Source organism: Chitiniphilus purpureus (assembly GCF_025642115.1).
GTDB classification, from domain to species: Bacteria; Pseudomonadota; Gammaproteobacteria; order Burkholderiales; family Chitinibacteraceae; genus Chitiniphilus; species Chitiniphilus purpureus.
In genome coordinates, this window is sequence record NZ_CP106753.1 from 1060036 (window position 1) to 1086072 (window position 26037).

Genomic DNA, 26037 nt, shown 5'->3' on the forward strand with positions numbered 1-26037 from the left:
GAAGCCGGCGCGGCCCGTCCGCAGCTGATCAGGATATGCCTTGCAGGACAGTGGATCCGATGCCGTCGTTGGATGTGCTGCCTGGTGGATGGTGAAATTTCAAAAGGTGAGTGAAGCATGCTTGGAAAGAAATGGGTTCTGGCATTGGCAACTGCGGTATGTGCAGCCCCGTCGATGGGGGCATTGGTGCAGTTGGAAGGCAAGGATGTGATCTATCGGTACGAATCCACGCAGGTACCCGGCTTCTGGGAGGTCAGCGTCGATGCGAATACGCTGCGGATTGCCAGAAAAGGGGGCGGTGCACTCTTCGATCAGGCGTTGTCCGGTGGCGGTCAGCAGGAATTCCTGGCGGAAATGCCCTCGCTCCTTTTCAAGATCGAAGCCAGGAACGGGAAGACCATCGATCGCCTGGGCAGCCATGTGGATGCCACGGCAACCGGCCATGTGTCCGGGAGCGACCGTTTCATCAATGCCGCTGTCACGAGCAGCGTCGAATCGAACTGGTTCAACTACGGGCAGGTGCCGGAGCATGCGTTCCAGACCACGTTCAGCCAAGGCTGGCAGTCGCCGCAGGATGATGCAGCCGCCCCGCAGGGCGCCCAGTTGCCGCAGGTGTGGCAGCGATCCGATCGCCATGAGTGGCAGTCCTGCAAAGGCATGGACGGCTGCATGCCATGCCCGCAGGCCGGGGCTGCGTGCAAGCCTTTTGCGGTTGCCGCCCAGCCGGTCGATATCCGCCTCAGACTGGGGCTGTCCGGTGGCTACACTGCCTATGATAGCCCGGATGCGGCGTTGCAGTTGACGCTGAATGGCTACGGCATCACCGCCTACACCCAGGTTTCCCCGGTCCCCGAACCGGCGACCTATGCGTTGACCGGTGCCGGATTGGTCGGGCTGATGCTGGCCCGCCTGCGCCGCCGCGGGCAAAAGCCGCGCTGAGCGTCGGACGAGCGGCGGGTCTGCTGCCTTTGCTTCTTCACGCATGCGACGCATGCGCGTTGCCCATCCAGGGGGGCTTCGGTCGGCCCGCCTTGGAACAGGGCAGGCGCATGCCGCATGCGGCCTGTTGATCCGGCCGGCGTGCAGCACCGCCGGACAAGGTGGGTTCCCGAGGGTGTGCGAAGGATGCATGTGCTTGCATCAAAGGCAGAGGAACCTACACTGGGGTTTACCGCCGGCAGCCGGGCTGTCGGCGACCCTAGCAAGGAGACAGACCATGGAAGCAGTACAGGCACAGCAGCAACATCGATGGTTGCAGCAACTGATCGGCGAATGGACCTACGAGAGCGAGATGCCGGCGCAGCCCGGCCAACCGCCGCAGCGGGCCGAGGGGACCGAGCGCGTGCGTGCGCTGGGTGAGCTGTGGGTGGTGTGCGAATCCCAAGGACAGATGCCCGGCTGCGGTCCGGTCCAAACGATGATGACGCTCGGGTATGACCCGCTCCAACAGCGCTTCGTCGGCACCTGGGTCGGTTCGATGATGGATCGTCTCTGGGTGTACGAAGGCGAGCTGGATGCCACGCAGAAGGTACTGGTGCTGAGCGTGGACGGCCCCGCATTCGACGATCCGAACAAGACCGCCCACTACCGCGACATCATCGAAATCAAGAGCCCCGACCACCGCGTGATGACATCGCACGTGCAGGGCGAGGACGGGCACTGGCGCCAGTTCGTCACGATGCACTACCGGCGGCAAGGTTAGGGGCCGGATCGGTCGTACGGATGCCTCGGGCTGAACGATGTCGGCCGCCCACCCTGCGAGCGGGGCGGCGCTCGGCGTAGGCTGACAAGCCAGTCGTAGCGGCGCCCGGCACCATTGTTGCTCCCACTGTCCTGCGCCTGGCGTCCCGCTGCTGCCCAAGGAGGGTGAGGCATCAAAGCGTGCACGGTTGCCGTTCGCTGTGCAGGTGGGTCATGAGGCTGGTTGCGAAGCCCAATGGGGTATCCGGCATCCCTCCGGCTTGGGGCTCAAAGACGGGAAGTCACCAGACAGTCGAATCCGCCCAGGCGTATCAATCGGCTGAGCGCCCAACGCTTGCCTCACCGCCCTCCCAGCAACGCCAGCAGCCGCTCGGTCATCTGCTGCAGCAGTGCCGGGTCGCCGCGGGTTTCCACGTTCAGGCGCAGCAGGGGTTCGGTGTTGGAGCGGCGTACGTTGCAGCGCCACAGGCCCGTGTCCAGGCTCAACCCGTCGGTCTGGTCGATGCTGCGCGCCTCATGGCCGAAGGTGGCGCGTATCCGTTCGAGGGCGGCGTCGGTGTCGGCCACAGTCAGGTTGATCTCGCCGGAGACCGGAAAGGCGGCGATGCGCTCGGCCAGCAGCGCCGAGAGCGGCTGGCGCTGCTGGCAGATCAGCTCGGCGATCATCAGCCAGGGGATCATGCCGCTGTCGCAGTAGGCGAAATCGCGGAAATAGTGATGCCCGCTCATCTCGCCGCCGTAAAGCGCGTTTTCCTCGCGCATCCGCTCCTTGATGAAGGCATGCCCGGTCTTGCTCTGGATGGCGATGCCGCCCGCCTCGGCCACCTGGGCCTGTGTGTTCCAGATGAGGCGCGGGTCGTGGATGATCCGCTCGCCCGGATGGCGGCGCAGCAGCGCCTGCGCCAACAGGCCGACCAGGTAGTAACCCTCGACGAAGGCGCCCTGTTCGTCGAACAGGAAGCAGCGGTCGAAGTCGCCGTCCCAGGCCACGCCGAAGTCGGCGCCGAGCTGGCGGACCGCGTCTGCGGTGGCGGCGCGTTGCTGCGGCAGCATCGGGTTGGGCACGCCATGTGGAAAACGCCCGTCCGGTTCGTGTTGCAGCCGGATCAATGCCAGTGGCGCGCCCAGCCTGGCAAGGCGTGCCGCCAGCGCGTCGACGGCGTGGCCGGCGGCGCCGTGGCCGGCGTTCACCACCACCTTGAGCGGGCGCAGCGCCGCCGGGTCGATGAAGCCCAGCACACAGTCGACGTAGGCATCCAGCACCGAGGTGGCGCGCAGCGTGCCGCGTCGTGGTGCGATCCGGAAGTCGCCCTGCTCGGCGCAACGCTGGATGTCGTGCAGCCCGCTGTCGCCGCTGATCGGCACCGCACCGGCGCGTACCAGTTTCATGCCATTGAACTCGGCCGGATTGTGGCTGGCGGTGACCTCGATGCCGCCATCCACGTTGAGGTGCCACGTGGCGAAGTAGATTTCCTCGGTGCCGGTCAGTCCCAGGTCGAGCACATCGCAGCCGCCTTCGGCCAGCCCGCGCGCCAGCGCGCGCTTGAGCACGGGGGTGGACAGCCGCGAATCGCCGCCGATCACCACGGTGCGCGGCTGGAGCACGTCGCAATAGGCGCGGCCGATCCGATAGGCGATCTCGTCGGATAACGTATCGCCGATGCGCCCGCGTATGTCATAGGCGGTAAAGCAACCCAGCTTGGCCATCACGGTCGACCCTGCGTTCCGGTGGGCCGGTGGTCCGCGCGGGCTGGCACGGCGGTGTGGCGGGGAGCAAGGCAACGGCTCAACGGTCTCTCCTTTGCACCGGCTGGTGCGGCCGGCGACGCCGGTACCGGCCGGCGGGGGACGGATCTGGAAATGGCAGGGGGGCGGGCCGGCGCTGGCATTGCGTACTGCGTCGGCCGCCGCTTAGTGCTGGCGGGGTGTGTCGCCGGCGGGCATGGGCATGGCCGGCAGGCCGGCAAGCAGCGCGCTGTCCGGTGCGGCATCCGGCTCGCGGCCGTATTGGTCCTGCAGCCGGACGATGTCGTCCTCGCCCAGATAGCTGCCCGATTGCACCTCGATCAGCTCCAGCGGCACCTTGCCGGGGTTTTCCAGCCGGTGCACCGTACCCAGCGGGATGTAGGTGGACTGGTTCTCGGTCAGCAGGCGCGTCTCGTCGCCGCAGACCACGCGGGCAGTGCCGCGTACCACGATCCAGTGCTCGGCACGGTGGTAATGCATCTGCAACGACAGCGATGCCCCGGGCTTGACCACGATGTGTTTCACCTGGAAACGCTCGCCCCGGTCTATCCCCTCGTAGCTGCCCCAGGGCCGGTGCACGCGGCGATGCCACAGCGATTCGGTGCGTCCATCGGCGTTGAGGCGCTCGACCACCTTCTTCACGTCCTGCACCCGGTCCTTGGAGGCCACCAGGACCGCGTCCGGCGTCTGCACGATCACCAGGTGCTCGACGCCGATTGCGGCGACCACGCTGCTTTCGGCGCGGATGTAGCAATCCTGCGCCGCCTCGGCGATCACGTCGCCGACCAGGTTGTTGCCGGCGCCGTCGTGCTCGCAGACCTCGGCCAGCGCCGACCAGCTGCCGATATCGCTCCATCCAAGGTCAGCCGCGGTGATCACCGCCGCGGCATCGGTATGTTCCATCACCGCGTAATCGATCGATTCGGATGGCACCTCGGCAAAGCGCGTTGCCTCCAACATGAAGAACGGGGCCTCGGCACGACCGTGCGTCACCGCATCGTCCACTGCCGCCAGCATCTCCGGCTGCGCCTTGCCCAGCTCCGCCAGATAGCGGTCGGCGCGGAACAGGAACATGCCGCTGTTCCAGTAGTAGTCGCCCGCGGCGACAAACTCGGCGGCGCGTGCTTCATCCGGTTTTTCGACAAAGCGGGCCACCCGGTGCACGCCGGTGGCCATGTCGAGCGCCGCGCCGCGGCGGATATAGCCATAGCCGGTGTGCGCGCAATTGGGCTGCACGCCAAAGGTGACGAGGCAGCCGCGTTCCGCAGCGCTGAGCGCTTGGCCGACCAGATCGTGGAACACCTCGGGGCGCTGCACCAGATGGTCGGACGGCAGCAGCAGCAGCAGCGCCTGCGGATCGTCGCGCAGCGCCAGCAGCGCCGCGGCGGCGGCAGCCGGCGCCGTGTTGCGCCCCACCGGCTCCACGATCACCTGCGCTGCCGCCAGATCGATGGCATGCAGCTGTTCCTGCACCATGAAGCGCTGTTCCTGGTTGGTGACCACGATGGGCGCGCCGGCATGCGACAGGCCCTTGAGCCTGAGCGCAGTCTGCTGCAGCAGCGTCTGTTCGCCTGAGAGCGCCAGCAGCTGCTTGGGGTGGCCGGCGCGCGACAGCGGCCACATCCGCGTACCGCTGCCACCGCAGAGAATCACCGGGGTGATAGGCATATCGTTCCTCCATCGTAGGCCGGCGCCCTGGACGGCGCCTGGTCCGGCGTGCTGTTGTGGGGGTGGCTGGGCGTGCCTACACCGTGCTGAGCGCGATCTGCCCGGGGGGCGTGCGTGCGGTGCCGGTCACTGTGCCGAAGGCATCGCACCAGTCGGCGACAAAACGCTCGATGCCGAACCGGGTTTCGGCCTGGCGCCGTGCATTGGCGCCGAGCGCGCGCGCATGCTCCGGATCGGCCAGCAACGCATGCATATGCCCCACCAGCCGCGCCGGGTCGGTATCGACATAGCCGCTGACGCCGTTTTCGATGGCGCACGCCATCTCGGTGGTGGCCAGGCCGACGATGGGCATGCCCAGCAGCATCGCCTCGATCACCGCCAGCCCCATGCTGGTGTAGCGGATCGGGTTGAAGAAGAAGCGGTAGCGCGCGGCGAATGCCGGCAACTGGTCATGGCGCACTTCGCCCAGCCCGCCCGCCTCATCGGCGCCCATGCCCACCAGATCAAGCGGCACCTGCTCGCGCACCTGGGCGAACACATCCGCGCCCAGGCGCCGGCCGCGTCGCGCCAGGTGGTTCACCACCACCAGTCCGCGTGCCAGGGTGCCGCTGTACTCCACGTCGCGCGGGGCTAGCACGCCGTGTTCGATCACCCGGGTCGGGGTGCGGCCGTTGTCCCACATCAGCCGGTTGAACGGCGTCACGTGCACCAGCAGCGTATCCGGGTCGTCCACCAGGTGCGGCGTGTCGGTGGGCGAGTCGCGCGGCGGGTCGTGCTCCAGATAGATGCGCGGCAGCGCGCGCTGTGCCGGAGTCAGGATATGGTGCTGGTCTTCCAGGTAGTGCGCGTCGTCCTGGAACAGGATGCAGTCGAACTCATGCCGGGCCACTTCGGATACCGGCATGTCGTGCACATTGTCGCCCCATGGAAAATGCCCGAACCGTCCGGCATAGCCGGCCGAGCGCGCCGGCTTGGACAGCACATAGAAATCGTGCGGTACCTGGGTGAGGTAATACAGATAGCTGCCATGGACATGCCAGGTCAGGATCCGGAGTCGACGCATGGGGTTCTCCAAAGCGGGATGACAGTGGCCCCGCCGCTGCGTGGGCGGGCCGGGGGGCGTGGGGTCGCGGCACGGTGCGGCGGGCGGACGTTGCGGCGCGTGTCGGGCAGCAGTGCCAGCACCGCATCGGCCACCTGGGCGGGCGACACCTGGCGCAGGCAGGCGTGGTGGCCTTGGGGGCACACGCTCTTGTAGCAGTACTTGCACGGCACGTCGTGGAACAGCAGCGCGTGGCGCACCAGCCAGGGCGTATGTTGTGGATTGGTCAGCGCGTACAGGTCCACCAGCGGCGTGCCGATCGCGGCCGCGAGATGCGCCGGGCCGCTGTTGTTGCTCAGCACCACGTCTGCCAGCCGGATCGCCGCACCCAGCTCAGCCAGGTCGATACGCCCGGCGAGCGACAGGGTCGGCACGCCGGCCTGCTGCTGGAGCTGCGCGACGTCGTCCAGTTCGGCGGCCGAGCCAGTCAGCACGGCTTGGCAGCCGGACCGGGCCAACAGCCGGATCGCCTCGGCGAACTGCGCTGGCGGGTAGCGGCGCGATGGCGCAGTGGCGCCGCTGTGCACCAGCACCCACGGCCGGGCCTCGTCCAGCCCCTGCGCCAACAGCAGCCGCCTGACCCGATTGCACGCCTCGTCGCGCACCTGGAACGACAGGTGCTGGTCGCGGGTGTGGCAGCCCACCTGCGCCACCAGATCGAGCTGACGTTGCACCTCATGGCGGATGCCGTGCTCCGGCTCGCGCTCGGGCACCCAGTCGCTCAGCAGGTGATAGGGGTTCTCGCGGCAATGCGCCAGGCGCAGCGGAATGCCGGCCAGATAGCAGAAATAGGCGGCCGGCTGCGGGTTCTGGCTGTAGACGGTAAAGATCACCGCGGCGTCGAAGCCGCCGGCGGCGAGCTGGGCACGCACCGCCTCATCCTGCGCCGGGTTGACCGTGGCCTCGCCACCTTTCATCCATGGCGCCTCGAACGCGATGGTGTGGTCGATTTCCGGGATATGCCTGGCGACAGCCGCGCCCGCCGGCGAGGCCAGCAGCGTGATCCGCCGCCCCGGTGCGCCTTGCTTGAGCGCGCGGATCGCCGGCGTGGTCATCAGCACATCGCCCATGTTGTCCAGCCGCACGCACAGGATATGGCGCGCCGTCTGCCAGCCCGGGCTCATCGCGCGCGCTCCAGCGGGGTATGCGCCAGCAGCTGCTGCATCACGATATGGCTGGCGGCATCCAGCAGGTCACGCGCCAGATACTCGGGCTTGCGCAGCGACGAGGCGCGCCACTCGGTCTCGTTGCCGTTGTCGATGAGGATGCTGCGGCAGCCGGCACGGTGCCCCGCCTCGATGTCGTCCAGGATGTCGCCGATGAACCACGAGCGCTCCAGGTCGATGTCGTGCTGCTCGGCCGCCTGGAGCAGCAGGCCGGGGGCCGGCTTGCGGCAGTCGCAGCCTTTCTGCCCCGGTTCGGCCGGCGCATGCGGGCAGTAGTAGAAGCCGTGCAGCAACGCGCCTTCCTCCTGCACCAGATCCAGCACCCGGCGCGACACCGGCCCCAGCGCCGCGGCCGGGAAGTAGCCCAGCCCGATGCCGGGCTGATTGGAGATCACGAACAGCTTGAAGCCGTGCTCAAGCAGCAGCAGCAGCGCCGGACCCGCGTTGTCGGTCAGTTCGATCAGCTCCGGATCGATGTTGTAGGGCACGTCGTGCACCAGCGTGCCGTCCTTGTCGAGGAAGACCGCGGCTTGGCTCATGGCAGCAGGGCGCCTTGTCGGGACGGCGTCACGGCCTGTTGGTGCTGGGTCGCGTCGTTCTGCCACCAGTGGTGATCGAGCGTTTCGACTTCGCGGTCCGCCACCAGGTAGTACACGGCGGCCAGATCGCGTGCCACCTTCTCCCAGGTGAAGAGACTGTTGACCCGGCGCAGCGCGCTGCGCCCCATACGCTTGATCAGCTCAGGGCGCGCATAGAACTGCGCCAGACGCCGGCCCAGCACCTGTGGTTTGTGCGGCGGCACCAGGAAGCCGCTCTTGCCTTCCTCGATGCTGTACTTGAGCCCACCTACGTCCGAGCCGATCACCGGAGTGCCGCAGGCCATCGCCTCCAGCGGCGTAATGCCGAACGGCTCGTACCATGGCGTGGTGATCAACGCGTCGGCCGCGGCGTAGTAGAGCTTGAGCAGTTCGCGCGAACGGCGGCCGGTGAAGATCACACGCTGGCCTGCGCCTTCCTCGGCGGCGATACGGCCCAGGCGCTCGATCTCAGGGGTGAGCTGCGGGTCGGGCACATCCGAGTTGCCGCCGACCACCAGCAAGGTGGCGTCGATGCCGTGGTCGCGCTTCAGATACCCCAGGCCGCGGATGGCGTTGTCGATGCCCTTGCGCGGCACCAGCCGTCCGATGTTGACCAGCAGGCGCTCGTCCGCCGAAAAGCCCAGCGTATGCCGGGCGAACTTGCGCGACACCGGCCAGAATTCATCCTTGTCGAAACCGCACGGCACGATGTAGAGCTTGGCCGGATCGGCGCCGTACAGCGTTTCCAGGTCCAGCTTGTCCTGCGGGCATTCGGCGACGATGGCGTCGGCCTCGGCCACCAGCGTCTCCTCGATCTGCAGCCGCTCGGCCGGGAACTGGTCGGCTTCGCGCTGATGTTGACGCCGCACATGGCCCAACGCATGGAAGGTGATCACGAACGGGATGCCCAACGCCTGCTTCAGCTCCAACGCAACCATGCCCGACATGAAGAAATTGGCATGGGTGAGGTCGTATCCCCCCTGCATCCGGCAGAACTCGGTCATCCAGCGGGCGAATTCGGGCATGTAAGGCAGCAGTGCCTCCTTGCGCACGAACTCGGCCGGCCCGGCCGGCACGTGGATGACACGCACCCCCTCGTACCACTGCACAACGGTCGGCAGCGTGTCGTGGTCACGGCGGGTAAAGACATCCACCTGGTGCCCGAGGGCGGCGAGCTGGCGGGCCACATGGGCCACGTAGACGTTCTGTCCGCCGCTGTCCACGCCGCCGATGACGGCGAGTGGCGAAGCGTGGTCGCTGATCAGCGCGATGCGTTTGGTCATAAGCTGTCCCCGGTATGAAGGAGGGTGTCGGCGCAATGTAGGGCGCGACGGACTGTCGAGGTCAGCAACTCCCGTTCCAGTCGGCAGGGCCGTCCGGCCACTGATAGATAACGGGCTGATCCGGAAAGATTTTCGGAAGGAAGGGTCCGCGCGGGGGCGGTTGGGCGGGAACGAGGGCCGCTGGATGTGTGCGGCGCAACAATTACAGCATCGATGTAGTTTTTGCAGGCCGGGAGGTGGCGTGGCGCAGTTGGGCACCGCCGGGGCGGATGCCCCGGCCAGGGTCAGTGCAACTGGCCCAACTGGCGCGAGATGGCGGTCGGGCTGTCGTATTCCTGTTCCGGCAATGCGCGCAGCGCTTCCAGCACCCGGTCGTCCGCCCCGGCGTTCTCGGCCTGGTCGAGCAGGGTGGCCTTGTCCACGGGATAGTCGAGCCCGCCCAGGAACTTCTGCACCTGGACCGGGTTGGGGCTGCGCTGTGAAGCGTTGCCGCTGTCTGTACGATCGGCCATGACGATCTCCTTGTGGTCATCGGAAAAAGGTGCTGCTGTCCAAGCAAGGACGGTGCCCGCGCTGCCGGATCAGCTGTCGCCGGCCGAGGGCGCGGGCGGCGCCCCCGCTGCCGCGGCCTCGCTCTGCGCCAACTGCTTTTCGCGCTGCTGCAGCTGCCACATCTGCGCATAGATGCCCTGCCGCCCGAGCAGCGCATCATGGCTGCCGCGTTCGACGATACGACCGTGCTCCATCACCAGGATCTCGTCCGCGTCGGCGATGGTGGACAGGCGGTGGGCGATGATCAGGGTGGTGCGATCACGCGAGATGCGTTCCAGCTCCGCTTCGATGGCGCGTTCGGAATGCGAATCCAGTGCGCTGGTGGCTTCGTCGAAGATCAGGATGGGCGGGTTCTTGAGGATGGCGCGGGCGATGGCGATGCGCTGGCGCTCGCCGCCCGAAAGCTTGACGCCGCGTTCGCCCACCTCGGTGTGGTACCCCGCGGGCAGCGCCTGGATGAAGCGGTGCACGTGCGCCGAATTGGCGGCGGCGACGATCTGCGTGCCGCTGGCGCCCCGCCGGCCGTAGCCGATGTTGTAGGCGATGTCGTCGTTGAACAGCACGGTGTCCTGTGGCACCACGCCGATCGCATCGCGCAGGCTCTCCTGGGTGATCGCGCGGATGTCCTGCCCGTCGATCAGGATGGCGCCCTGCTGCACCTCGTAAAAGCGCAGCAGCAGCCGCGCCAGTGTCGACTTGCCCGAGCCGCTGCCGCCGACCACCGCCACGGTCTTGCCCGGCGGGATGGTGAAGCTGATGTCGTGCAGGATGGGGCGTTCGGGCTCGTAGTGGAAGCTGACATTGCGGAACGCCACCTCACCCTGTTTCACCTGCAGCGCCGGCGCCTGCGGCGCGTCGACGATCTCAGGCTGCTCGTTCAGGAGCCGCAGCAACTGCTCGGCATTGGTCTGCGCATCCTTGGCCTCGCGGTAGACAAAGCCCAGCGTGTTCAGCGGCAGGCAGACCTGGATCACGTAGGCGTTGATCAGCACAAGGTCGCCCACCGTGAGCGAGCCGCGCACCACCGCCAGACCGGCCAGCAGCATCACCGCGGTCACGCCCAGGCCGATGATCAGGCTCTGGCCCACGTGCAGTATGAACAGCGCCTTCTGGTTGCGCACCATCGCGTCGACCCAGTCGTTCAGGATATGCCGCAGCCGTTGCGCCTCGGCCACCTCGCCGGTGAAGAACTTCACGTTGTCGTAATTGATCAGGCTGTCGGCCAGCCGGCCCTTGGCATTGGTGTCGAGCCGGTTGACGCGGCGCTGATGCAGCGTACGGCGGCTGGTGAAGATGAAAGTGAAGACCGAATACACCGCAAAGGTGGCGATCATGATGCCGGCGAACGCCGCCGGGTAGTTCAGCAGGATGATGCCCAGCACCATCGCGAACTCGACCAGCGTGGGCACCAGCGTGAACAGCCCCGCACCCAGCAGGAACCCCACGCCGTTGGTCCCGCGGTCGATGTCGCGCAGCAGCCCGCCGGTGCGCCGCCTGGCGTGAAAGCGCGGCGAGAGCGCGTGCAGGTGGACGAACACGCGGTGCGCATAGCCGGAGACGATGTTCTGCGTCACGCGCGAGAACACCAGGTCGCGCAGCTCGTTGAAGAGCGTGCCGGCAAAGCGCAGCACCGCGTAACCCACCAGCAGCAGCACCGGCAGCGACTGCACCTGTTCGGGCCGGCTCAGCGCATCGATCACCGCCTTGAGCGCGAGCGGCACCGCCACCACCGCCACCTTGGCCAGCAGCAGCAGCGCCAGCGCCGCCAGCACGCGGGAACGGAAACGCCAGGCGGCGGCGAGGAGTTCGCGCATCACCGGATGCGGGGCGGAATCTTGCCTGGGTGAAGCGGTGGGGGCGGGCATGCCGGGCTCCTCTTATTCGAAAGGGCGCGCGGTGCAGAGCGAAGACAAGGCCGGCGCGCCGACAGCACGCGATATAGCAAGGAGCGTGCTAGCGGTGTCACACGGCGGTTTTGGCATGGCACCGGGTAAAAAAGAGTCGGTTGTGTCGCGACGGCGTAGCCTGCCCACCCGGCCATTGCCTGCTGATCCGGCTGCGCGTTGCAGGGGCATGCGCCACACGCCCGCTCCACGGCGCGACGGCCATCGCCGAGCAACGGGCTTGGCACGGTTGCTGCTGCGAAGGGCTCCTTGAATCGGTTCACGTTTCGCCCGCCGTGGCGTACATCTTGGCGTGGGGCGCAGGCGAGCGGCTGCTGCCGCGCCTGCGCGCCGGTCCCTGTGGTGCGGACAGGGGGCCGTGAGCCAGCGATTGAATGAGGAGAACCGTCTGTGCAGCATGCCGTCACCGCGTCACCTGTCCGTCCTGCCCACTCGCCCTGGCTCGATCTGCATCCGCCGCGCTCGGTGGTGGTGTTCCGCGCGCTGCAGGTGGGCGACATGCTTTGCGCGGTGCCGGCGCTGCGCGCGCTGCGGCGCAAGCTGCCACGGGCGCGCATCGCGCTGGTCGGCCTGCCATGGGCACGCCAGCTGGCAGAACGGCTGCCTGAGCTGCTCGACGAATTCATCGCCTTCCCGGGGCACCCCGGTTTGCCCGAACAGGTGCCCGATCCGCGCGCGTTCCGGGCCTTCCTGCACTCGGTGCAGGCGCGCCGCTTCGACCTTGCGTTGCAACTGCATGGCAGCGGGCTGATCACCAATCCGCTGGTGGCGCAGTTCGGCACGCGCTGGCAGGCCGGCTTCCAGGACGGCGGGGCTGCCAGCAGCGCACATCTGCCGTATCCCGAACATGGGCATGAGATCCAGCGGCTGCTTGCGTTGACCACCCATCTGGGGGCACCGGCGCAGGGCGAGCAGCTGGTATTTCCGTTGGGGCCGGACGATGCCGATGAACTCGCACAGGCCGGCATCGCGCTGCCCAACAGCGGCCAGCCCTATGTATGCCTGCACCCCGGGGCGCGTGACGAGCGCCGGCGGTGGCCGGTGACCCGCTTTGCCGAGCTGGGCGATGCCTTGGCGGCGCAGGGCCTGCGCGTGGTGCTGACCGGTTCGCAACAGGAAAAGCCGCTGACCACCATGCTGGCGGCTGCGATGCGCGCACCGGTGCTCGATACCGCCTCGTCGATCTCGCTGGGTGCGCTCGGCCATCTGCTGCGCGGCGCGCAGCTGCTGGTGTCCAACGACACCGGCGTCTCGCATCTGGCTGCCGCGCTCGAAGTGCCGAGCGTGGTGGTGTTCCGTGCCTCGGAAATGGCGCGCTGGGCCCCGCTCGACGCCAGCCGCCACCGTGCGGTGTGGGACCCGGAAGGCGTACGCGGCCAGACCGTGCTGGATGAGGCGCTGGCGCTGCTGGCCACCGCCTAGCGCACCTGCCGGCGCGGATGCCAGCGGCCGGCCACCGGCATGTCCCGCTGGTGCTCAGCCGCGCGCCAGCTCCTCGCGGTACAGCGCCAGCGCCAGCGTCCGCACCTCGTCCACGCCCACTGCATCGACGAAGCTGGCCGGATGGCCGCAGTGCGCGGTGACGTTTTCGCGGCCACAGACTGGGCAGTGCACCTGCAGCGAGACCGCATGGCGATGGCGCGCCGCGGCGAGCGGGGCCGAGATCAAGAGATTGGTGAACCAGTAGATGCCGACGCTGGCGGTGCCCACTGCCTGCGCCAGGTGCAGCGGGCCGGTATCGTTGGATACCAGCAGCGTGGCGCGCGACAGCAATCCGAGCAGTCCGGACAGTGACAGCTGTGGTGTGGCCAGATCGAGCGCGTCGGCGCGCATGGCAGTGATCACCGCCCGCACGCGGTCGCGTTCGGCCTCGCTGCCGTTGACCGCGATGCGCGCGCCGGCCTCGGCCAGCGCATCGGCCACCGCGGCAAAGCGCGCGGGCGCCCAACAGCGGCGCGGATCGGTGGCACCAGGCTGGATCACGACCAGCGGTTTCGCGTCGTCCATCGGCACGCAGCGCGCCGCTTGCGCGAGGTCGTCCGGCAGCACGGCCAGGCGCGCATCGAGCGTGGTGGCATGCGCACCGGCAAGGCCCACGGTTTCCAGGAGCCGCAGCCGCTCATTCTGCAGATAGACATAGGGCAACGTGCGATCCAGCGCCGGGGCATCGGGCGCCCGCAGGCCGATGCGATGGCGTGCGGCGATACGCAGCAGGAACGGGTTGGCGTAGCCGCCACCGCCATAGAGCTGGATCGCCAGGTCCACACCGCGCGCATTCAGCGCATCGAGCAAGGCCGTCACCGCCGCGGTGTCCTCGACGGCGTCGGCCGGCGCGCCCACGCCCGGCACCGTCGGCAACACCCGCACCTCATCCACCGGCCCGGGCCGGCCGGCCAGCAGCTCGGCCTGCCATGCCCGGCCGAGCAGGGTGATATGCGCCTGTGGGTAGGTGGCGCGCAACGCGGCGAGCGCCGGCAGCGCGAACACGAAATCGCCCACGGCGCACGGGCGCAACACCACGATGTGGCGCACCCCGGTCAGCGGCGCCGGCAGGGTTGCCGGCGCCGTGGCGCTGGCCGCCTGCATCAATGCGGCCTCGCGGCGGCGGTGTCCGGTGCCGGCTGCCACAGCGCGAACGGCGCATCCACCTCGCGTTCGGGCACCGTGGTCGGCAGCTCCTGGTGATATGCGCCGCTGGGCATCAGGCCGGCCCCGCCGTAACGCGCCATCACCCGCAGCTGCGCGAGCACATCCTCGCCGCAGTGCGCGCTCGGCAAGTCTTGCCAGAAGTCGAACCCCCCGGTGGCACGCAGCTTGGCGGTGTCGAACAGCACGCAGCCGCCGATCCAGGCCACCCGGTACAGCCGCTCGGTGGCGCGGGTCAGGCCCAGTTGCCGCTGTACATGGAACAGATTGGCCGCGCTGTGCAGGTGGTGACGGGCCCATGCCGCGCTGCCCGGCTCGATTGTTTCGGGCACAACCGGCCCTTCCCAGAACGACACCGCCTGCTGCCACGGCCGCTGATCGTGCTCGAAGCTCAGACCGATCAGCGCACTGCCGACAAAGCCGCAGCCTTGCGTGGTCAGCGCGCCGTGGAGCCGCGCGATCAGGTCGGGCTCCAGGATCACGTCGTCGTCCAGGAACAGGCAGGACGGTGCCTGTGCCTGTGACAGCAGGAAGGCGCGCTGTTCGGCCAGACCGCGGCGCGGCAGGTGGCGGTGGGTGCGTACCGGCACACCGCGGGCGCGCAGTACACGCAGTACCGCGGCCACCTCGCCGCTGGTGAAGACATCCTCCTCGGATTGGTCGGAGATCACGATGCGTAGTGCCGGCCCCTGCTGGGCAATCAGGCTGGTAAGCGTGACCGCGAGCGCGGCAGGCCGCTCGCAGGTGGGGATCAGCACTTCCACCTCGGGCGCCGCGGCGCTCACGAGGCCAGCCTCGCCGACGCACCGCCGTGGGTGGCGCCGTAGAGCGCGGGGTTCAGCTGCGGATCGTTGTACATCTTGAACTGGCGGTAGACCTTGAAGTACGCGCGGCCTGCGGCGGCGTCGGCGAGCAGCCCGTCCAGACTCCCGCCCAGGTCAGCCCGCTGCTCCTGCAGCACCGTGAGCTTGACCGCGCAGCGGGCCACGTGCTCGGCCCCTGCCTCCAGCCGCAGCGTCTGCAGCCGCATGTGATGGATCTTCAATGCCAGGATGGACAGCCGGTCGATCATCGCGCCGGCGGTCTCGCTGTGCCGGCGCGCCTGCGGCAGGCGCTCGACGGTGGCAAGGCTGTTCAGCACGTGCTCGTCGATGTGCTCGACCGCATCGTTGCGCTGCTGGTTGTAGCGGTCGATCTCGCGTTTGCGCCGGACGATCTCGCCATCGGGCACGTCCTCGCGGCGGGCCTGGTCCTCAGCCGCCCACAAGAGGCTGTTGTAGCGATGATTGCGTTCGATCCAGCACCACGGTTCGGGCAGCTGTTCGATCTCATGCGTGGCCGGTTGCGGCCAGCGCAGCTCGAGCAGGCGGCGGTCGTGCAGGTCGATGATCAGCTCGGCGCTCAAGTCGGGCACGGCATGCTCCTTGGTCGGGACGGGGCAGCTGAACCAGCAGGAAATGTGCCTGATACCACAGGCGCAACACATGGCATGACGTTTGCAGGTGAGCTGCCCGTCATCATTTTCCGGGCCCATCCATGACCCTCATTCTCGAAAACCGCCACCTCGCCGTCGCGGTCCGCCCGGAGTGCGGCGGCCGCATCGACCAGATCACCGACCTCGTCCGCGACAAGGCGTGGCTGTGGCATCCGCCCGGGTACGATGCCGACGCACCGCGCAGCGTCCCCCCCGGTGCCTCGTTCGACGACCATTGGCAGGGCGGTTTCGAGGAGATGTTCCCCAACGATGCCGCCTGCACCGTCGAAGGCCGCGCGCTGCCGGACCACGGCGAAGCCTGGTCCGCGGCCTGGCAGGTGGTCGAACATGCGCCGCAGATGCTGGACATGGTGCTCGACTGTAAGACCGTGCCGGTACGGATGCACAAGCGGCTGGCGCTCGCCCCCGACGCCCCCGAGCTGCGGCTGCGCTACCGCTTCACCTCGCTTGCCGCCGAGCCGCTGCCCTGCCTGCTCAAGCTGCATCCGGCGCTGGCGATCGAGGAGGGCGACGAGATCACGCTGCCCGAATGCGACGTCGAGCCGGTGGCGCTGGGCTTCAGCCGGCTGATCGGGCGCGACGGCGTCACCCGCTGGCCGGGAGCGAGCGCTGCCGACGGCAGCCCGGTCAGGCTGGATCGCACGCTGCCCGCCGCCAGCGGACTGCGCGAATTCGTCTACTGCGCCAACCTGGGCGAGGGCCGCTGCGGCGTGCGCAACGCGCGCACCGGCAGCCATCTGCAACTGCACTTTGATACCGCCGACTTCCCCTACGTGTGGCTGTTCCAGAGCTATGGCGGCTTCAACGGCCACTACGTGCTGATGGCGGAGCCATGCACCGGCAAACCCTATGACCTGAACGATGTGATCCGCCAGGGCCGCGCGCTATGGCTGGCCCCTGGCGCCACGCGCACGCTGGAAGTGACGCTGCGCATCGATTGACCTGTCCCTGACACCGTGCCCGGCGCGGTGTCCCTCTCCCGCAGGTGCGGGGTCCACAAGGAGAAACGAAGATGAACTCGCTCAAGAACAAAGTCGTGCTCGTGACCGGCGGTGGCCGGGGCCTGGGCGCCGCGATCTGCCAGGCGCTGGCCAAGGAGGGCGCCCGCGTGGCGGTGATGGACCTGCACGCCGAGACTGCGCAGGCGCAGGTGGCCGAGCTGCAGCAGAGCGACTGCCACGCCTACGCGATCCGCGCCGACGTGGGTGACGAGGCCCAGGTGAAGGCCGCGATCAGCGAGGTGGTCAAGGTGTTCGGCCGGCTCGATGCCCTCGTCAACAACGCCGGCATCGACAAGACCTGCAGCGTCGACGAGCTTGAATGCGACGAGTGGGACCGTATCATCCGCACCAACCTGTCCGGCCCGTTCATGCTTGCCAAGTACGCCGCGCGCCAGATGCGGGAGCAGGGGGGCGGGCAGATCATCAACATCGCTTCCACCGCGGCGCGGCGTGCCTGGCCCAATGCCGCCGCCTACCACGCCTCCAAGTGGGGCCTGCTCGGGCTGTCGCAGGCACTGCATGCCGAACTGCGCTCCGAACGCATCAAGGTCTCCACCGTGTTCGCCGGCGGCATGCGCACGCCGTTCCTGCTCGACCGCTTCCCCGACCTCGATCCTGGTCTGCTGCAGGATCCGGCCAATGTGGCCGATACGGTGCGCTACCTGCTGACGCTGCCCGAGGAAACGGTGATCGCCGAAGTGATGGTGTTGCCGATGCGCGAGACCTCCTGGCCCTGAGCCGCATCTGCCTCGGGCGCGGCTTCGCCTGGGGCCAGCAGGCCCGATGCGGTCCTGCATGTGGCGCTGCACCATGGGGCAGCGCCAAGGCTGCGCAACATTTACACCCCGCTGGCAAGAGTTACATCTCCCGCCGGCCGCCTGGACCCGGACCGGGCTCCAGCCCGGTCGCGCTGCCAATGGCATGAAGGTTGCAACCGGGGGCCGATGCGTTTCACCACCGCTTTGCAAGAGGAAAATGCCATGTTCAACACTGACCCGCGTTCGTTCCGCCTTGCCGTATCCGATCCCGCCCGGCCCTCGCCGCCGCCCGATACCGTACCGCCGGTGACCCCGGAAGTCCCGGTGGCCCCGCCGGCCGATCCGCCCAAGCCCGGCATCGACGGCTGGTAAGCCAAGCCGGGCTGCCTGGCAGCAGGCGGTCCGGGTGCCGCGCCACGACGCGGTGAGCTTGATGCCGAACTGCGCAGCGGCCGGCGCCGTTGTGCAGTGCAGGGCAACTGCCACAGCGCCGGCGTAGTCTGCCGGCGACCCGGCTCTGTGGCGGCGTACAGGGCGCATGACACGTCTTCGTTGTCCAACAGCGCGATGTGAATCAAGCAGGTACGCGCGATGTCGAGGGCCGGATCAGCCGCCTGGTTGTCTTGAGAGCCAGACGACCTGCATTGATGGCGCATCTGCATCTCAGCGTCGTCATCACCGGCGTTTCCGGCTAAATGGCCTCAAGCGGGCAATGCGCGATCCGGGCGAAAGCGGTGGCGTCCTCCCCGGCGTTGCAATCCTTCCCCCACGCCAGCAGATACCGGCCCCCGTTTCAACCAACCGCGTGTTAAAGGCTGCCCGCCATGGCGGCGCATGGCCTTGGTCGGCCATGACGGCAGTGCGCCAGGGGGTGCCATTTGGGTGCCGATGGCGATGCGGCTGGCACGGGATGGATGGATACCATGGTCACGATCCGGCGTTGCCGGCGGCTTTGGCCACACTGAGGTGCACGCCCGGAAAGCGCCGCCAGGCCGCCGGGAACCTGGTGACCGGCCACCCGTTGCGCCGGTGCAACCCGTGGTGCACACCGTCCGGTGTGCATTTCCGTTTCGACGCCCTTGAAAACCCCTACTGTCATCCATATCATTAGCACTCGTTAGCGTAGAGTGCTAACCGTCAAGTTGTTGCAATCATAGCCCTTGATGTTGCACCGATTTCGCATCATCCATTTTGCAGGAGTTGAAAGATGGCAATTCGTCCCTTGCACGACCGTGTCGTGATCAAGCGTGTAGAAGCTGAGGAAAAGACTGCTTCCGGCATCGTGCTGCCGGGTAGCGCCGCCGAAAAGCCGGATCTGGGCGAAGTGGTCGCCATCGGCAGCGGCAAGCTCCTGGACAACGGTTCAGTGCGCCCGCTCGCGGTCAAGGTGGGCGACAAGGTCATCCTCGGCAAGTACAGCGGTCAGTCGGTCAAGGTCAACGGCGAAGAGCTGCTGGTCGTGCGTGAAGAAGACATCTTCGGCGTGTTCGAAGGCTGATTTTGCGCATCCGCCGGCCTCTGCCGCGCGCATGGCGCCGGTGGCCGGCGCCGTGACGACCGTGCCGCCCCGCTCGGGCGCGGCCTGCAAGTACCAACCCAAAGAATTCAATCGGAGCTAGACAACCATGGCTGCTAAAGAAGTCAAATTCGGCGATTCCGCCCGTAGCAAGATGATCAGCGGCGTCAACATCCTCGCCGACGCCGTCAAGGTGACCCTGGGCCCCAAGGGCCGCAACGTGGTGCTCGAGCGCAGCTTCGGCGCGCCCACCATCACCAAGGACGGCGTGTCGGTCGCCAAGGAGATCGAACTGAAGGACAAGTTCGAGAACATGGGCGCCCAGCTGGTCAAGGAAGTCGCCTCCAAGACCTCCGACGTGGCCGGTGACGGCACCACCACCGCCACCGTGCTGGCACAGGGCATCGTCAACGAAGGCATCAAGTACGTTGCCGCCGGCTTCAACCCCACCGATCTGAAGCGCGGTATCGACAAGGCGGTTGTCGCCCTCGTCGAAGAGCTGAGGAAGAAGGCCAAGCCGGTCACCACCTCCAAGGAGATCGCACAGGTCGGCTCGATCTCCGCCAACTCCGACACCGATGTCGGCCAGATCATCGCCGATGCGATGGACAAGGTCGGCAAGGAAGGCGTGATCACCGTCGAAGACGGCAAGAGCCTGAACAACGAACTCGATGTCGTGGAAGGCATGCAGTTCGACCGCGGCTACCTGTCGCCGTACTTCATCAACAACCCGGACAAGCAGGTTGCCGTCCTTGAAAACCCGTTCGTGCTGCTGTTCGACAAGAAGATCAGCAACATCCGCGATCTGCTGCCGGTGCTTGAGCAGGTGGCCAAGTCGGGCCGTCCGCTGTTGATCATCGCTGAGGATGTCGACGGCGAAGCCCTCGCCACGCTGGTGGTCAACAACATCCGTGGCATCCTCAAGACCGTCGCCGTCAAGGCCCCGGGCTTCGGCGATCGCCGCAAGGCCATGCTGGAAGACATCGCCATCCTCACCGGCGGCACCGTGATCGCCGAGGAAGTCGGCCTGTCGCTGGAAAAGGCCACGCTGCAGGATCTGGGCCAGGCCAAGCGCATCGAAGTGGCCAAGGAAAACACCACCATCATCGACGGCGCCGGTTCCGAAGAAGCGATCAAGGCGCGTGTGGCCACCATCCGCAAGCAGGTTGAGGAAGCCACCAGCGACTACGACCGCGAAAAGCTGCAGGAACGCGTGGCCAAGCTGGCCGGTGGTGTGGCGGTGATCAAGGTCGGCGCCGCGACCGAAGTCGAAATGAAGGAAAAGAAGGCCCGCGTCGAAGATGCGCTGCACGCCACCCGTGCCGCGGTCGAGGAAGGCGTGGTGGCCGGCGGTGGCGTGGCACTGTTGCGTGCCCGTGCCGGCCTTGGTGAACTGAAGGGCATCAACGCCGATCAGGACGCCGGCATCAAGATCGTGCTCAAGGCGATCGAAACCCCGCTGCGCCAGATCGTGGCCAATGCCGGCGACGAGCCGAGCGTGGTCGTGAACAAGGTCGTGGAAGGCCAGGGCAACTTCGGCTTCAACGCGGCCACCGGCGAATACGGTGACCTCGTCGAACTGGGCGTGCTTGATCCGGCCAAGGTGACCCGTTCGGCCCTGCAACACGCCGCGTCCATCGCCGGCCTGCTGCTGACCACCGACGCGATGATCGCCGAACTGCCCAAGGACGATGCGCCGGCAGCTCCGGCCGGCGGCATGGGCGGCATGGGCGGCATGGACTTCTAAGTCTGCTGTGCCAGCGGCGTGTCCACCCAGGCGCGCCGACAGCCGATTGACAACGCCACGCCACAAGCGTGGCGTTGTCTTTTGCTGCGGCAGGCCCCGTCCCATGCCGCTGTGGTCTTGCGGCCTGCGTCGTTTGACCGGCCGCATCGCACCAGGCACTGGTCAGCGACGGGCGGATGGTCGAAAATTGCGCGCATCGCCAACCCGCTGCCGGCCGTGTCCGGCGGCGCCCGCGCCGAGATCCCCATGCACAACCCGCAACTGAATGCCCAGGGCGAGCTGATCCACCTGCTCACCACCGAAGGGCTGCCCCGTCGCATCCTCAACCAGATCCTCGATCGTGCCGCGGAATTCGTGGTCCAGGGCGAGGCGGGCACCAAGAAATTCCCCATCCTTGCCGGCCGCTCGGTGTTCAATCTCTTCTTCGAGAATTCCACCCGTACCCGCACCACGTTCGAAATCGCCGCCAAACGCCTGTCGGCCGACGTGATCAACCTGAATATCCAGGCATCGAGCACCGCCAAGGGCGAGACGCTGCTCGACACCATCCACAACCTGGAGGCGATGGGTGCCGATCTTTTCGTGGTGCGGCACGCGCAGTCGGGCGCCGCGCATCTGATCGCCGAGCATGTGCGGCCCGGCATCGCCGTGGTCAATGCCGGTGATGGGCGTCACGCGCATCCGACGCAGGCGCTCCTGGACATGTACACCATCCGCCACTACAAGGGCGACTTCACCAACCTGCGCGTCGCCATCGTCGGCGACATCCTGCATTCGCGCGTGGCGCGCTCGCAGATCCATGCGCTCTCGACCCTGGGTTGCCCCGAGATCCGCGTGATCGGCCCCAAGACGTTGCTGCCCACCGGCATCGAAAGCCTGGGCGTACACGTCTATCACGATATGCGCGCGGGGCTGGCCGATGTGGATGTGGTGGCCATGCTGCGGCTGCAGAACGAGCGCATGAGCGGCGCCTACCTGCCCAGCTCGCAGGAATTCTTCAAGCATTACGGCCTGACCGAGGACAAGCTGGCACTGGCCAAGCCCGACGCCATCGTCATGCACCCGGGGCCGATGAACCGCGGCGTCGAGATCGACTCGGCGGTGGCCGACGGCGAGCGCGCGGTGATCCTGCCGCAGGTGACCTTCGGCATCGCGGTGCGCATGGCCGTGATGGATCTGGTCGCCCACAACCAGGCGCACCGCTGAACGCCCGGACGGGTTGAACGCACAACAGTTTCCAAGGGATGCCGAAAGACATGGCAATCAAGCACATCGCAATCCGCAACGGCCGCCTGATCGACCCGCGCGCCGGCACCGACAACCGGGCCGACCTGTTCCTGGCCGAAGGCCGCATCGTCGGTGTCGGACAGGCCCCCGCCGGCTTTGCTGCCGAGGACACCCTCGACGCTAGCGGCCTGGTGGTCTGCCCTGGCCTCGTGGACCTTGCCGCGCGGCTGCGTGAGCCGGGCTTCGAATACAAGGCGACGCTGCCGACCGAGATGGCGGCGGCGGTGGCGGGGGGGGTGACCAGCATCTGCTGCCCGCCCGACACCGATCCACCGCTCGACGAGCCCGGTCTCGTGACCATGCTGCGCCAGCGTGCCAAGGCACATGATCTGGCGCGGCTCTATCCGCTGGGCGCACTCACCGTCGGGCTCAAGGGGCGCGAGATCACCGAGATGGCGCAATTGCGCGAAGCCGGCTGCGTGGCGTTTTCGCAGGGCGATGTGCCGATCGCCGATCTGCAGGTGCTGTACCGCGCGATGCAGTACGCCGCCACGTTCGGCTTCGCGCTGCGGCTGCGCCCTGAGGAGGCCAGCCTGGTGAACGACGGCGTGGCGCACGACGGCGAATACGCCGCGCGCCTGGGGCTGACCGGCATTCCGGTGGTCGCCGAGACCATCGCCATCGCGCAGATCGTGCAGCTGATGCGGGCCACCGGTTGCCGGGTCCACCTGGCGCGGCTGTCGAGCGGCGAGGGCGTGGCGCTGGTGCGCGAGGCCAAGCGCCAGGGTCTGCCGCTCACGTGCGATGTCGGCATCAACCATATCCATCTGGCCGACGTGGATATCGGCTACTTCAACAGCCAGTACCGCTTCGATCCGCCGCTGCGCAGCGTGCGCGACCGCGATGCGCTGGCGGCGGGCCTGGCTGACGGCACCATCGACGCGATCTGCTCCGACCACAGCCCGGTGGACGACGATGGCAAGCTGGTGCCGTTCGCCGAGGCCGAGCGCGGTGCCACCGGACTGGAACTGCTGCTGCCGCTGACGCTGTCCTGGGCCGGACGCGCCGGTGTGGCGCTGCCGCAGGCACTGGCCAAGGTAACCGCGGTGCCGGCGTCCTACCTCGGGTTCGAGGCCGGCCTTGCGGTGGGCAACCGCGCCGACCTCACGCTGTTCGATCCCGAGGCGGTCTGGCGGGTCACGCCCGAAACCCTCAGGAGCCAGGGCAAGAACACGCCGTTCCTGGGCTACGAGCTCAAGGGGCGCGTGCGGCACACGCTGGTCAAGGGCAAGCGCGTGTTCGACGCCTCGCCTGCATGATGGCCTCCGCGGCCTGGCATCACACCCGGCTGGCCGGTGGATACCGGCTGGTGCAGACGCCCGGCCCAACCACACCCGCTCAGGTGCGGTAGCTGGCGACTGCTTCGCGCAGCTGGTAGGCCAGGTTGTCGAGCTCCGCGGTGGTGCCGGCCACCGATTCGGTGGCGCGCGCGTTTTCTTCGATCATCTCGACAATGTGCTCGACACGGCGGGCGATCAGTTGACTGGCGCTGTTCTGCTCCGCCAACGCACCATGGATCGCACCGACCAGTTCGATCATGCTGTCGCTCTGGCGACTGATGGTGTCGATTTGCTCGCTGGCATGCTGCACACCGCTGACACCGGATTCCACGATCCCGACCGAGCGGTCCATCTGGTCGGCCATGGTGCGCGCACTGCGGCGGACCGCGGAGATCATCTCGGCGATTTCCGAGGCGGATTGCCCCGTTTTTTCCGCAAGCTTGCGCACCTCGTCCGCCACCACCGCGAAGCCCCGCCCCTGTTCGCCGGCGCGCGCGGCTTCGATGGCGGCGTTCAGCGCCAGCAGGTTGGTCTGGTCAGCCACATCCTTGATGACGGCGGTGATGCCGGAAATCCGGTCGGATGCGGTATCGAGCTCGCCTGCAGTGGAGGCCGCCTGGCGGATGGCGTCGGCAATCGCGCCGACGTCGTGCTGCATTGCAAGGATACGGGCATTGCCGGCGGATGCGGCCTCGCCGGTTGCGGTGGCCCGCAGCTGGGCATCGTCGGCCAGGTTGCTGACTTGGCTGATACGGGTGGTCATCTCTTCCAGCGAGGCCGCCATCGAGTTGCTTTCCTCCGATTGACGCCGGGAACCCCCGCGTACCGCATCGGCGGCACCTGACAGCGACTGCGCCGCACCCTTGAGCTCATTGGACCTGAGCTGCAATTGCTGCATGGTGCTGGCCAACAGATCGATCAGTGCATTGATCGAACGTACCGTGAAGCCGATCTCGTCCTGCCGGTCATAGCGAATGCGTTCACGCAGGTCGCGCGCTGTGGTGATGCGTTGCAAAGCGCTGCCTACTTCGGCCAGCGGGCGGGTGATCGAGCGGGAAATCGACCATGCGCACAGCAGGGCGAGCACGATGGCCGCACAGGCGATGCCGAGCAGGGTGAGTTCGATCGATCTGCTGGCCGTGGCGAGCGTCTCACCGGAGTGGCTGATCTGCTTTGCGCTGGCTTGCACGATGCCCTTGGTGGTGTCGGCCAGTTCGCGCATCGGCTGCTTGAACGGCACCAGCGCCGCATCGGCGGCCAGGGCGCTGCCCACTTCCCCGGATTCGATCCGGCGGTAGATGTGATCGACCGCATTCCGGTAGTTCGCGATCTGCTGCGGCATCGCGGCAGCCTGCGCTGCCAGTTCCGGCGGCAGCGACAACTTGCGGAACGCCTCGGCGGCAGCGAGGAAATCGCCGATGATCTCGTCGAACTCCGCCTTGTTGCTGGCCGGGTTGTCATCGCTGTTGCTGCTGCCGATGGAGATGAACAGGCTTTTCTCCTTCTGGCGCGCCCGCGTGAGCAGGTAACGCAGCTCCTGTGCGCCGTTGGAGATGGCATATTCCGACTCCAGCATGCCGCGGGTGATACCGGAGAGCTTTTCGACGCTGTAGTAGCCAAGTCCGCTCAGCGCGACCAGGAAGGCCACCATGATGGAAAAACCGAACAACAGGCGATGCGAGATCCTGGGAAGCGCGAACATGGTGCCCTTGTGTCAGAGAGGAGCGTAAAAAAAGCTTACGTGGTAAACGCGCAAAAATGAAATATTCCGCCACGACGAAGCGTCGGCATGCCATGGGCTGTGTGATGCGCCGCTCCCAGCTGGCTGGAGCAACTGCCGTATCCGTCGGGGTGAGGTCCGTAAAGCCGGTCGTCCGCACCCGCGCCAGGGTGCGGAGAAGATCGCGTGGTGCCTGGAGCGGCGCAGCAGCAGCGCTATCCCACCGCAGGCGTTCCTTGAAGCGCAGGAACCCGGTATCGCAGGCTCGCTGAGGGCGCTCGCACCGGGGCCGGACGCGAGCCGGCCCTCATTTGCAGACACCCACCCCGGCATGCCGCTGGCCGCTGTAACAAATTCACCGACGCCATGCCGCCATGCAACGGTCCCACTGCCTTTGCCCGAGGAGTGGACATGTCCGTACTGATCAATATCGATGTGCCGGATCTGGAACCTGCGATCACGTTCTACACCGAGGGCCTGGGGCTCATGCTCAGCCGCCGCTTCGACGAGGGGTTCGCCGAGCTGGCCGGGCCCGGTGTGCTGATCTACCTGCTGGCCAAACCCACCGGCAGCGAGCCGGCCCCCGGGGCGCCCCCGCGCAGCTATGCACGCCACTGGACACCGGTGCATCTGGATTTCCAGGTGGACGACGTACCGGTGGCGGTGGCACGTGCAGTCGCCGCCGGCGCCACGCTCGAATCCCCGCCCGAGGCCAAGCCCTATGGCGAACTGGCGATGCTGGCCGACCCCTTCGGCCATGGCTTTTGCCTGATCAGGCTTGCCGGGCAGGGCTACGGCGTCTATCTGGGCGATACGGGCTGACGGTGCATGCGCCGCTGCCATCGCGGGCGACTGGCAGCGGCTGCCGCGGGCGTCCACCGCGGCGG

Annotated in this window: 23 protein-coding genes; 11 read left to right on the top strand and 12 right to left on the bottom strand. The window is 67.4% G+C overall.

The annotated features are described in order from the left end of the window. The first annotated feature begins 117 nt into the window (after positions 1-117). The gene (locus N8I74_RS04560) at positions 118-939 is read left to right on the top strand and encodes a PEP-CTERM sorting domain-containing protein (protein WP_263125752.1); all 822 of its coding nucleotides are present in this window, start codon (positions 118-120) and stop codon (positions 937-939) included. Positions 940-1216: 277 nt separating this feature from the next. After that, positions 1217-1702 carry a DUF1579 domain-containing protein gene (locus tag N8I74_RS04565; protein WP_263125753.1) on the top strand — a complete coding sequence of 162 codons (486 nt, stop codon included), beginning with the start codon at positions 1217-1219 and terminating at the stop codon, positions 1700-1702. Positions 1703-2040: 338 nt separating this feature from the next. Here N8I74_RS04565 and N8I74_RS04570 read toward each other — a convergent pair whose 3' ends face one another. The 8 genes from N8I74_RS04570 to N8I74_RS04605 all read right to left on the bottom strand — a co-directional run bounded on the left by N8I74_RS04570 (position 2041) and on the right by N8I74_RS04605 (position 11661). Beyond that, positions 2041-3408: a phosphohexomutase domain-containing protein gene (locus N8I74_RS04570; RefSeq protein WP_263125754.1), complete on the bottom strand. Its 1368-nt coding sequence runs from the start codon at positions 3406-3408 to the stop codon at positions 2041-2043. 204 nt (positions 3409-3612) lie between these two features. Continuing rightward, positions 3613-5115, bottom strand: a complete 1503-nt coding sequence (locus tag N8I74_RS04575) for a mannose-1-phosphate guanylyltransferase/mannose-6-phosphate isomerase (RefSeq protein ID WP_308445875.1) — start codon at positions 5113-5115, stop codon at positions 3613-3615. A gap of 76 nt (positions 5116-5191) precedes the next feature. After that, positions 5192-6178, bottom strand: coding sequence for a glycosyltransferase (locus N8I74_RS04580; RefSeq protein ID WP_263125755.1), 987 nt, complete (start codon positions 6176-6178; stop codon positions 5192-5194). Continuing rightward, positions 6157-7341: a glycosyltransferase family 9 protein gene (locus tag N8I74_RS04585; RefSeq protein WP_263125756.1), complete on the bottom strand. Its 1185-nt coding sequence runs from the start codon at positions 7339-7341 to the stop codon at positions 6157-6159. The genes N8I74_RS04580 and N8I74_RS04585 overlap by 22 nt, the downstream gene beginning before the upstream one ends. Beyond that, positions 7338-7922, bottom strand: a complete 585-nt coding sequence (locus tag N8I74_RS04590) for a D-glycero-alpha-D-manno-heptose-1,7-bisphosphate 7-phosphatase (protein ID WP_263125757.1) — start codon at positions 7920-7922, stop codon at positions 7338-7340. Before N8I74_RS04590 ends, N8I74_RS04585 begins: the two co-directional genes overlap by 4 nt. Further along, positions 7919-9244, bottom strand: a complete 1326-nt coding sequence (locus N8I74_RS04595) for a glycosyltransferase family 4 protein (RefSeq protein WP_263125758.1) — start codon at positions 9242-9244, stop codon at positions 7919-7921. Before N8I74_RS04595 ends, N8I74_RS04590 begins: the two co-directional genes overlap by 4 nt. A gap of 284 nt (positions 9245-9528) precedes the next feature. Further along, positions 9529-9756 carry a DUF2795 domain-containing protein gene (locus N8I74_RS04600; protein WP_263125759.1) on the bottom strand — a complete coding sequence of 76 codons (228 nt, stop codon included), beginning with the start codon at positions 9754-9756 and terminating at the stop codon, positions 9529-9531. Positions 9757-9825: 69 nt separating this feature from the next. Further along, entirely contained in the window at positions 9826-11661 is a 1836-nt protein-coding gene (locus tag N8I74_RS04605) for an ABCB family ABC transporter ATP-binding protein/permease (protein WP_263125760.1), read from the bottom strand. Between the two features lie 429 nt (positions 11662-12090). Between N8I74_RS04605 and N8I74_RS04610 the strand changes: the two genes are divergently transcribed. Continuing rightward, positions 12091-13122 carry a glycosyltransferase family 9 protein gene (locus tag N8I74_RS04610; RefSeq protein WP_263125761.1) on the top strand — a complete coding sequence of 344 codons (1032 nt, stop codon included), beginning with the start codon at positions 12091-12093 and terminating at the stop codon, positions 13120-13122. 54 nt (positions 13123-13176) lie between these two features. Here the strand turns inward: N8I74_RS04610 and N8I74_RS04615 are convergent, their stop codons facing one another. From N8I74_RS04615 to N8I74_RS04625, 3 genes are read right to left on the bottom strand one after another with little or no spacing between them, the layout of a single operon-like run. Beyond that, positions 13177-14286: a glycosyltransferase family 9 protein gene (locus tag N8I74_RS04615; protein ID WP_263125762.1), complete on the bottom strand. Its 1110-nt coding sequence runs from the start codon at positions 14284-14286 to the stop codon at positions 13177-13179. Continuing rightward, complete coding sequence (locus N8I74_RS04620; RefSeq protein WP_263125763.1) at positions 14286-15131, bottom strand: glycosyltransferase family 2 protein; 846 nt, start codon at positions 15129-15131, stop codon at positions 14286-14288. Before N8I74_RS04620 ends, N8I74_RS04615 begins: the two co-directional genes overlap by 1 nt. After that, entirely contained in the window at positions 15128-15760 is a 633-nt protein-coding gene (locus N8I74_RS04625) for a DUF4254 domain-containing protein (protein ID WP_263125764.1), read from the bottom strand. The genes N8I74_RS04620 and N8I74_RS04625 overlap by 4 nt, the downstream gene beginning before the upstream one ends. 122 nt (positions 15761-15882) lie before the next feature. Here N8I74_RS04625 and N8I74_RS04630 point away from each other — a divergent pair, with 122 nt between their 5' ends. The 7 genes from N8I74_RS04630 (at position 15883) to N8I74_RS04660 (ending at position 23409) form a co-directional block, all read left to right on the top strand. Continuing rightward, a complete protein-coding gene (locus N8I74_RS04630; RefSeq protein WP_263125765.1) occupies positions 15883-16782 on the top strand; it encodes a DUF4432 family protein in 900 nt (299 codons plus the stop codon). Positions 16783-16853: 71 nt separating this feature from the next. After that, a complete protein-coding gene (locus N8I74_RS04635; RefSeq protein WP_263125766.1) occupies positions 16854-17579 on the top strand; it encodes an SDR family oxidoreductase in 726 nt (241 codons plus the stop codon). A gap of 243 nt (positions 17580-17822) precedes the next feature. Further along, entirely contained in the window at positions 17823-17972 is a 150-nt protein-coding gene (locus N8I74_RS04640) for a hypothetical protein (protein WP_263125767.1), read from the top strand. Between the two features lie 835 nt (positions 17973-18807). Then, positions 18808-19098 carry a co-chaperone GroES gene (locus N8I74_RS04645; RefSeq protein WP_263125768.1) on the top strand — a complete coding sequence of 97 codons (291 nt, stop codon included), beginning with the start codon at positions 18808-18810 and terminating at the stop codon, positions 19096-19098. A gap of 127 nt (positions 19099-19225) precedes the next feature. Continuing rightward, the gene (groL, locus tag N8I74_RS04650) at positions 19226-20863 is read left to right on the top strand and encodes a chaperonin GroEL (RefSeq protein WP_263125769.1); all 1638 of its coding nucleotides are present in this window, start codon (positions 19226-19228) and stop codon (positions 20861-20863) included. A 246-nt stretch (positions 20864-21109) separates the two neighbouring features. Next, the gene (locus N8I74_RS04655) at positions 21110-22069 is read left to right on the top strand and encodes an aspartate carbamoyltransferase catalytic subunit (RefSeq protein WP_263125770.1); all 960 of its coding nucleotides are present in this window, start codon (positions 21110-21112) and stop codon (positions 22067-22069) included. A gap of 50 nt (positions 22070-22119) precedes the next feature. Next, positions 22120-23409 carry a dihydroorotase gene (locus tag N8I74_RS04660; RefSeq protein WP_263125771.1) on the top strand — a complete coding sequence of 430 codons (1290 nt, stop codon included), beginning with the start codon at positions 22120-22122 and terminating at the stop codon, positions 23407-23409. A 79-nt stretch (positions 23410-23488) separates the two neighbouring features. On the opposite strand, the gene N8I74_RS04665 is transcribed toward N8I74_RS04660, so the two are convergent. Beyond that, positions 23489-25132, bottom strand: coding sequence for a methyl-accepting chemotaxis protein (locus tag N8I74_RS04665; protein WP_263125772.1), 1644 nt, complete (start codon positions 25130-25132; stop codon positions 23489-23491). A gap of 429 nt (positions 25133-25561) precedes the next feature. Here N8I74_RS04665 and N8I74_RS04670 point away from each other — a divergent pair, with 429 nt between their 5' ends. Beyond that, a complete protein-coding gene (locus N8I74_RS04670; RefSeq protein WP_263125773.1) occupies positions 25562-25972 on the top strand; it encodes a VOC family protein in 411 nt (136 codons plus the stop codon). The last annotated feature ends 65 nt before the right edge of the window (positions 25973-26037 follow it).

Excerpts from the sequence above, each read along its gene's own strand:
- N8I74_RS04560 (WP_263125752.1), top strand. The coding sequence starts at position 118 with ATGCTTGGAAAGAAATGGGTTCTGGCATTGGCAACTGCGGTATGTGCA.
- N8I74_RS04565 (WP_263125753.1), top strand. The coding sequence starts at position 1,217 with ATGGAAGCAGTACAGGCACAGCAGCAACATCGATGGTTGCAGCAACTG.
- N8I74_RS04570 (WP_263125754.1), bottom strand. The coding sequence starts at position 3,408 with ATGGCCAAGCTGGGTTGCTTTACCGCCTATGACATACGCGGGCGCATC.
- N8I74_RS04575 (WP_308445875.1), bottom strand. The coding sequence starts at position 5,115 with ATGCCTATCACCCCGGTGATTCTCTGCGGTGGCAGCGGTACGCGGATG.
- N8I74_RS04580 (WP_263125755.1), bottom strand. The coding sequence starts at position 6,178 with ATGCGTCGACTCCGGATCCTGACCTGGCATGTCCATGGCAGCTATCTG.
- N8I74_RS04585 (WP_263125756.1), bottom strand. The coding sequence starts at position 7,341 with ATGAGCCCGGGCTGGCAGACGGCGCGCCATATCCTGTGCGTGCGGCTG.
- N8I74_RS04590 (WP_263125757.1), bottom strand. The coding sequence starts at position 7,922 with ATGAGCCAAGCCGCGGTCTTCCTCGACAAGGACGGCACGCTGGTGCAC.
- N8I74_RS04595 (WP_263125758.1), bottom strand. The coding sequence starts at position 9,244 with ATGACCAAACGCATCGCGCTGATCAGCGACCACGCTTCGCCACTCGCC.
- N8I74_RS04600 (WP_263125759.1), bottom strand. The coding sequence starts at position 9,756 with ATGGCCGATCGTACAGACAGCGGCAACGCTTCACAGCGCAGCCCCAAC.
- N8I74_RS04605 (WP_263125760.1), bottom strand. The coding sequence starts at position 11,661 with ATGCCCGCCCCCACCGCTTCACCCAGGCAAGATTCCGCCCCGCATCCG.
- N8I74_RS04615 (WP_263125762.1), bottom strand. The coding sequence starts at position 14,286 with ATGCAGGCGGCCAGCGCCACGGCGCCGGCAACCCTGCCGGCGCCGCTG.
- N8I74_RS04630 (WP_263125765.1), top strand. The coding sequence starts at position 15,883 with ATGACCCTCATTCTCGAAAACCGCCACCTCGCCGTCGCGGTCCGCCCG.
- N8I74_RS04635 (WP_263125766.1), top strand. The coding sequence starts at position 16,854 with ATGAACTCGCTCAAGAACAAAGTCGTGCTCGTGACCGGCGGTGGCCGG.
- N8I74_RS04640 (WP_263125767.1), top strand. The coding sequence starts at position 17,823 with ATGTTCAACACTGACCCGCGTTCGTTCCGCCTTGCCGTATCCGATCCC.
- N8I74_RS04645 (WP_263125768.1), top strand. The coding sequence starts at position 18,808 with ATGGCAATTCGTCCCTTGCACGACCGTGTCGTGATCAAGCGTGTAGAA.
- groL (WP_263125769.1), top strand. The coding sequence starts at position 19,226 with ATGGCTGCTAAAGAAGTCAAATTCGGCGATTCCGCCCGTAGCAAGATG.
- N8I74_RS04655 (WP_263125770.1), top strand. The coding sequence starts at position 21,110 with ATGCACAACCCGCAACTGAATGCCCAGGGCGAGCTGATCCACCTGCTC.
- N8I74_RS04660 (WP_263125771.1), top strand. The coding sequence starts at position 22,120 with ATGGCAATCAAGCACATCGCAATCCGCAACGGCCGCCTGATCGACCCG.
- N8I74_RS04665 (WP_263125772.1), bottom strand. The coding sequence starts at position 25,132 with ATGTTCGCGCTTCCCAGGATCTCGCATCGCCTGTTGTTCGGTTTTTCC.
- N8I74_RS04670 (WP_263125773.1), top strand. The coding sequence starts at position 25,562 with ATGTCCGTACTGATCAATATCGATGTGCCGGATCTGGAACCTGCGATC.